The following is a 5,966-nucleotide window of genomic DNA, read 5'->3' as shown; positions in this document are numbered from 1 at the left end:
CTCAAGGGTTTGCGGAGTCGTGGCGGCAGGTTCCCCAGGCGATTCGGCAGGCTGCCCCACGTTCGGCTCGGCGCCCGTCAGAGGGGACTGAGTTCCTTCGGATTCCTCTTTTTCGAACTGGGAAGTGGTGTTGTCTTCATTCATAGAGTTTCTTGATCACCCACGCCATGTTTTCACCAAGGATTCGCATCGTTCGCAAGCCTTCTTCATCCTTGTTCACATCTCCCGGCTCGAGTCCCCGGCCCAGATTCCAGTAAATGGAGCCCACAACAATCATCTGAGCGATGAGGAAGTAGTGGTTGAGCGAGTCAAACGTATGGACGGCGCCACCGCGTCGGACGGCCACGACGGCCGCGCCGACTTTCCGGCGGAACATGTCTCCGGCCGCCCGGGCGACCATGCCCGTTCGTTCCATGAGCGCCTTCATGTTGGCCGTCACATCCGCAAAGTAAACCGGTGAACCCAGGATCACTCCCTGAGACTGGGAAATCTTTTCGATAGCCTCATTGATAAAGCCGTCGTCCTTCTGATGGCATCGGCCGGGCTCCCGAAAGCAGCGATAGCAGGCGATGCATCCGCTGATCTGCCGGCCGGCCAGCGACACATGCTCGGTTTCAATGCCTTCATTTTGGAGGACATTCAAAACCGTATTGACCATAATGCTTGTGTTGCCGTCTTTGCGTGCACTGCCATTAAACGCGATCACCTTCATGGTTGTCTCCTCCCGAAAGACGTCTCACAAACCCCACGTGGGGAGCGGACTTACGTGGTTCCGCCGCAGGGATTCCTCATCAAGCGGCGGCGTTACCAGCCCGAAACAAGCATTGTTCCGTAAACCCGTTCCAGGAAACCGCGCACACTCAGCCGGGGTGCGGGAAAGCCGATCCCCGGAGGGTGGAATTTCATGTTACCATATTTCGCCCAACGCAAACACGATATACTGACAGTGTGGGGGCGGATGGAACGGGGCGCAAACACCAATGAAGCCCCCTTCTCCATACCTTCGCATCATCTTTGCAATGCCAGACGATCTGACCATTCCCCAGGGCGATTTTGAACGGCAACGTTCCCAGGCCCTCAGTCTGGAAGGGCGACGTCCCCCGATCGAGGTGCCTGGTTACGACTTTGAACGCTTGCTTGGTTCTGGCGCCTATGGGGAGGTCTGGGTGGCGATTGAGCGGAACACGGGACGGCGGGTCGCCATCAAGTTCTACGCCCACCAGGGAGGGCTGGATTGGTCGCTCCTGTCCCGGGAAGTGGAGAAGCTCGCCTTCCTTTGCGCGGATCGGTACATCGTGCAGCTTATCGGGGTTGGGTGGGATTCTGATCCGCCCTATTACGTCATGGAGTATATGGAACGGGGCTCGCTGGCCGATCGGCTGGCCCACGGTCCGCTGCCGGTGGCCGAGGCGGTCCGCATCTTCCGGGAGGTGGCCATCGGACTGCTCCATGCCCACGGCAAAGGTGTCCTCCACTGCGATCTGAAGCCCGCCAATGTCCTGCTGGATCAGGACGACAAACCCCGGCTGGCTGATTTCGGGCAGTCGCGGCTTTCCCACGAACAATTGCCTGCTCTGGGAACGCTTTTCTACATGGCGCCGGAGCAGGCCGATCTCAACGCCATCCCCGATGCTCGCTGGGACGTGTATGCCCTGGGGGCGCTGCTTTATTGCATGCTGACCGGCAAACCGCCGCACCGCGATGAAGAAGCGGCGCGTTCCATCGAACGCATCACAAACCTGGAAGAGCGACTGCGGGCCTACCGCGAGTGGATCAGACGCTCGGGCGTTCCCACGGACCACCGGCAGATTCCCGGCGTGGATCGCGAGCTGGCGCAGATCCTCGAGCGGTGTCTGGCGCCCGATCCGAATGAGCGATTTCCCAACGTTCAATCGGTGCTGGCGGCCCTCGATGCGTGGACGACGGAGCGAACGCGGCGGCCGCTCATGCTGCTCGGATTTGTCGGTCCGGCTCTGCTCTTGCTGGTGTTCGCGCTGTTCGCCTGGCGAGGGTTTTCCACGACGGTGAGGCAGTCCCGCGAAGCGCTCACGCGGCGGGCCCTGGAGAACAATCAACTGATGGCCCAGTATGTGGCCGACCTGGCAGGCAAAGAGCTCCGCCGGCGGTTTGAAGCCGTGGAACAACTCGCGGAGAACACACGCTTTCAGGACCTCGTTCGCCAGACGCTGCAGGACCCCGACTTCCGAGACCTGGCCCAGCAACTCAGCCAACCGAATCTCAGCGAGACCGAGGCGGAACCGCTGCGAAGGCGGTTCCGAAACCATCCGCTCCGCGCGGCCTTGCAGCGAGAGTTCGCTCAGATGATACCGCCATGGATGCGGCCGGGAACGGGTGAAGATGTCCAGGGCGTGGATGAGGTGGCGAGCTGGTTCTTTTGCGATCCGAGAGGGATTTCCACGGCCCGCGTGCCGGAATCTCTCACCATCGGCGGAAACTATGCGTGGCGGAGCTTCTTCACCGGTCGAGAACGGGATATGCCGCGGAACTGGCGTCCGGCAGCGGACGAGCATCTTATGCAGCCACAACTCTCCGCGGTCTTTCCCAGTGATGCGACCCAGCAATGGATCGTGGCGGTGGCAGCCCCCGTCATCGATAACCGTACTCGGCAATTCCTGGGAGTGGTCGCGTTGACCGTCCGGGTGACCCGATTCGTCGAACTGGAAGGCACCCGCACCCAATTTCCGGTGCTGGTGGAGATGCGGCCGGGTGATTATACCGGTATGATCCTCCAGCACCCGCTCTTCGATAAGGTTTTGCGCAAGGAGCTCCGTTTACCGGAGCGCTTTCGGAAGCAGGAATACCGACTGCGCCGCGAAGATCTGCCCCAGCCGGTGCAGAATCTCACAGACCTGGACAGGGGGCCTGCCGTGAACTTTGTGGATCCACTTTCCCGGGACGAATTGGGAGCGGAATACCGTCGCAGGTATCTGGCGCAGGTTGCCCCCGTGCAGCTTGGCCGTGAGGACGGCAGTGTCCACGATGTGGGATGGATTGTGCTGGTGCAGGAGGATTATGCGACGGCCATCCAGCGACCCCTGGAAGGGTTTCAACACGCGCTTCTCCGCTATGGGGTCATTTCAGCAGGACTGGTGGGAGTCATTCTGTTGGGATTGTGGACGTTGACAGCGCGTCTGCTGCGGGAAATTCGGCGACACCTGCTGTCGGCGGGGATTCTGATGCCATTGCGCCCGGAAAGGCCGCCGCCTGCCGCGTGGTCGCCCCCCGATGAGACACTGGCCCAGACACAATCCTGGCAGGGACGAGGACCGCAGTCCACAGAGGACGGCCGTTCCGTGACGCGGGCTTCCGAACCGCAGCAAAACGAGTAGCAGGCAGAATTCGGAGAACATACACGAATGGTGCTCAAAAAAGACTGCGAGCAGGACGATGTTGGGTGGTGAGGAAATCTATCTGATTGCCCAGGGTGAAGACCCCAGTGATCGGTGGCGAAGGCCGCTTCCGCTCCATACGTCAGTGTGTCTGGGGAGAGCGACGGGTTCCTGGAGTGTACCGTGGGATCACCATATTTCCCGGCGACACGCGGAAGTGGTGTGGGACGGAAACCTGCTTCACGTCCGGCGGCTTCCCAGTGCCCGCAACCCGGTCTTTTTCCACGGGGAAGAGCGGGATGCTTTTGACGTGAGGCCGGGCGAGCATTTCGTCATTGGACGCACACGTTTTGCGCTGAGCCGACAACGGGTCGCCGTGACCAGCGATCATCCCACACCCACCCAGCAGGAAGCATTCGCTCCCCAGTTATTGAGGCAGATTGTCTTTCGCAATCCCAATACGCGCGTGGAAGTACTGTCGCGATTGCCGCGGGCTATTTCCACAGCCGCGACAGAACCGGCAACCGCTGCCCGGCTGGTGAGTTTGATCCTCGCCGGGATGCCCGATGCGGAGGCGGTGGCGGTGGTGGCGATTGAGTCGCCGTCGTCGCTGCGAGGGCCGGAAGATCCCGGGGATGCGGTGGAGGAGGCCTCGGCACGTTCTGCCGCGTTATCGTCGAGAGAACCGGGCGGCGAGGCGACGCTCGCCCTTCGCGTCGTTCACTGGGATCGGCGTCTGCTGGCGGACGGGGAGTTTCGGCCAAGTCGGCGGCTTATCCTTGAAGCCTGGAACAATCGCCAGAGCGTCCTCCACATCTGGCGGGAAAAGCAGCGCCGGCTGAACCTGCCGGGAAAAGCCCCGAGCACTCGACCGTCGTCCCCGGCGGACACCACGGCGATTCAGCCCAAAGCCTATCATCCGCTCTACACAATGGAAGAGAACATCGACTGGGCGATTTGCACGCCGATCCGCACGGACGTGTGTAATTGGGCAATCTATGCGGCGGGAACTTTCCATCGCGAACTGGGCGCGAGTGACACCACTCCCGAGGATCTGCACGAAGACGTCAAGTTTCTCGAATTGGTGGCCGAAATGACGGGGGCTATCTTGCAGTTGAAATCGCTGGAGCGACGGCAGGCCGTGTTGGGGCAGTTCTTACCTCGCCCGGTTCTCGATCGATTGAGCGAGGAAGACCCGGAAACGCTCCTCAGCCCGCAGGAGGTGGATGTTACGGTTCTGTTCTGTGACCTGCGAGGGTTTTCGCAGGAAACCGAACGGCACGCGGAGCGGCTGCTTCCGCTCCTCAATCGGATCAGCGCCGCGCTGTCGGTGATGACGCGACACATTCTGGAGCAGGGGGGCGTGATTGGAGATTTCCAGGGGGATGCAGCGATGGGATTCTGGGGCTGGCCGATTCCTCAGGAGGATCGCGCCCTTCGCGCGTGTCAGGCTGCTTTGGCCATCCGCAGAGCATTCGAGCAGGCCTCGCAATCCCCGGATGGTCTGCTGGCAGGGTTTCAGATCGGGATTGGAATCGCCAGTGGACGTGCCGTGGCCGGGAAAATCGGTACGGCAGAGCACGCCAAGGTCACCGTGTTTGGTCCTCCCGTCAATCTGGCTTCCCGCCTGGAAGGATTGACCAAGTTGCTGCACGTCCCGATCCTTTTGGACGAAGCCACTGCGGAAGCTGTTCGTTCCTCGGGACAAAAAAAGATCTTTCGGGTCCGGCCCCTGGCCAGGCTGCGCCCTTACGGTTTCGACCAGGCGGTGCTCGTCCATGAACTTCTGCCGCCGAGCGACGAATACCCGTTACTCACCGATGAGCACCTCCAGCTCTGCGAGGCCGCCGTACGGCACTTTTTGGAGGGCCGCTGGGACGAAGCGTTCGACCTACTCCACCGCTTGCCCGCGTCCGATCGTGGAGCCGATTTCCTGACGAGTTACATCACACAACACCACCGCCAGCCGCCACCGGGTTGGGACGGTGTCATCGCCCTCGCCACCAAGTGAACCTGCCCAACGGCAAAGGCATACCCCCAAAGAGCTCCCGGCCGCTGTCGCACGTCCCCTGTGGCGGTATGTGGTTTTTATCGCTGGGTTTCCAAAAGGCCGAGGTTTTTGAGCACGACCTCGGGATCTGGGGCCAGCTTACGGATTTTTTCAATAATGGCAGCCCGTTCGGAAGCCGTCGCTGTCAACAGTTTTCTTTTGAAAATGCGGTATTTCTCTCTGCGGTGGCGTTTTCTTCTCAGTTCTCGTTTTCGTTCGCAGATCGACACAGACCTGTCCTCCGATCCTATGTTTCCTGACAAAAATGCTAATTTAATCTTGCGGCCTCCCCGTCGGTGGGGATCCGCTTTTGACAACAAAACGTGAAAGAGACGGCGGAAAATACGCCCGTACCTAATGGATGCGCCTCATCTTTTTTCTTTTAACGGGCGACCTGGACCCCGTCAATGGCCACCGACCCTGGCACATCCCCACCTTTTCCTCGCCGATTGGGCCCAGAACGTCCACACGGGCAGGCGTGGGATCGGGATTCAACCCGCAGGGACCTGCCGGTCGGGGCAATTCATGAATTGCCCCGACGATAACGTGATTTAAAAGTTCCCAGC

General features: G+C 60.5%; 5 protein-coding genes. 2 read left to right on the top strand and 3 right to left on the bottom strand.

All coding sequences use genetic code 11. The features are described 5' to 3' along the window. Positions 1 to 136: 136 nt before the first annotated feature. Positions 137 to 712, bottom strand: a complete 576-nt coding sequence (locus H5U08_RS08530) for a flavodoxin family protein (protein WP_297032150.1) — start codon at positions 710 to 712, stop codon at positions 137 to 139. Positions 713 to 980: 268 nt separating this feature from the next. On the opposite strand from H5U08_RS08530, the gene H5U08_RS08525 reads away from it, so the two are divergent. Beyond that, complete coding sequence (locus tag H5U08_RS08525; RefSeq protein ID WP_297032148.1) at positions 981 to 3,350, top strand: protein kinase; 2,370 nt, start codon at positions 981 to 983, stop codon at positions 3,348 to 3,350. Positions 3,351 to 3,408: 58 nt separating this feature from the next. Then, the gene (locus tag H5U08_RS08520; RefSeq protein ID WP_297032146.1) at positions 3,409 to 5,361 is read left to right on the top strand and encodes an adenylate/guanylate cyclase domain-containing protein; all 1,953 of its coding nucleotides are present in this window, start codon (positions 3,409 to 3,411) and stop codon (positions 5,359 to 5,361) included. A gap of 77 nt (positions 5,362 to 5,438) precedes the next feature. Here H5U08_RS08520 and H5U08_RS08515 read toward each other — a convergent pair whose 3' ends face one another. Continuing rightward, positions 5,439 to 5,630, bottom strand: coding sequence for a DUF6800 family protein (locus H5U08_RS08515; RefSeq protein ID WP_297032145.1), 192 nt, complete (start codon positions 5,628 to 5,630; stop codon positions 5,439 to 5,441). 124 nt (positions 5,631 to 5,754) lie between these two features. After that, positions 5,755 to 5,966: hypothetical protein (locus tag H5U08_RS08510; RefSeq protein WP_297032143.1), on the bottom strand; the 212-nt coding region annotated here is incomplete at its 5' end.

The sequence above is a fragment of the Thermogutta sp. genome, from assembly GCF_014359955.1.
GTDB lineage: Bacteria > Planctomycetota > Planctomycetia > Pirellulales > Thermoguttaceae > Thermogutta.
The sequence above is the reverse complement of the archived record's forward strand: the minus strand, read 5'-3'. Positions and strand labels throughout refer to the sequence as shown.

Excerpts from the sequence above, each read along its gene's own strand:
- H5U08_RS08530 (WP_297032150.1), bottom strand. The coding sequence starts at position 712 with ATGAAGGTGATCGCGTTTAATGGCAGTGCACGCAAAGACGGCAACACA.
- H5U08_RS08525 (WP_297032148.1), top strand. The coding sequence starts at position 981 with ATGAAGCCCCCTTCTCCATACCTTCGCATCATCTTTGCAATGCCAGAC.
- H5U08_RS08520 (WP_297032146.1), top strand. The coding sequence starts at position 3,409 with ATGTTGGGTGGTGAGGAAATCTATCTGATTGCCCAGGGTGAAGACCCC.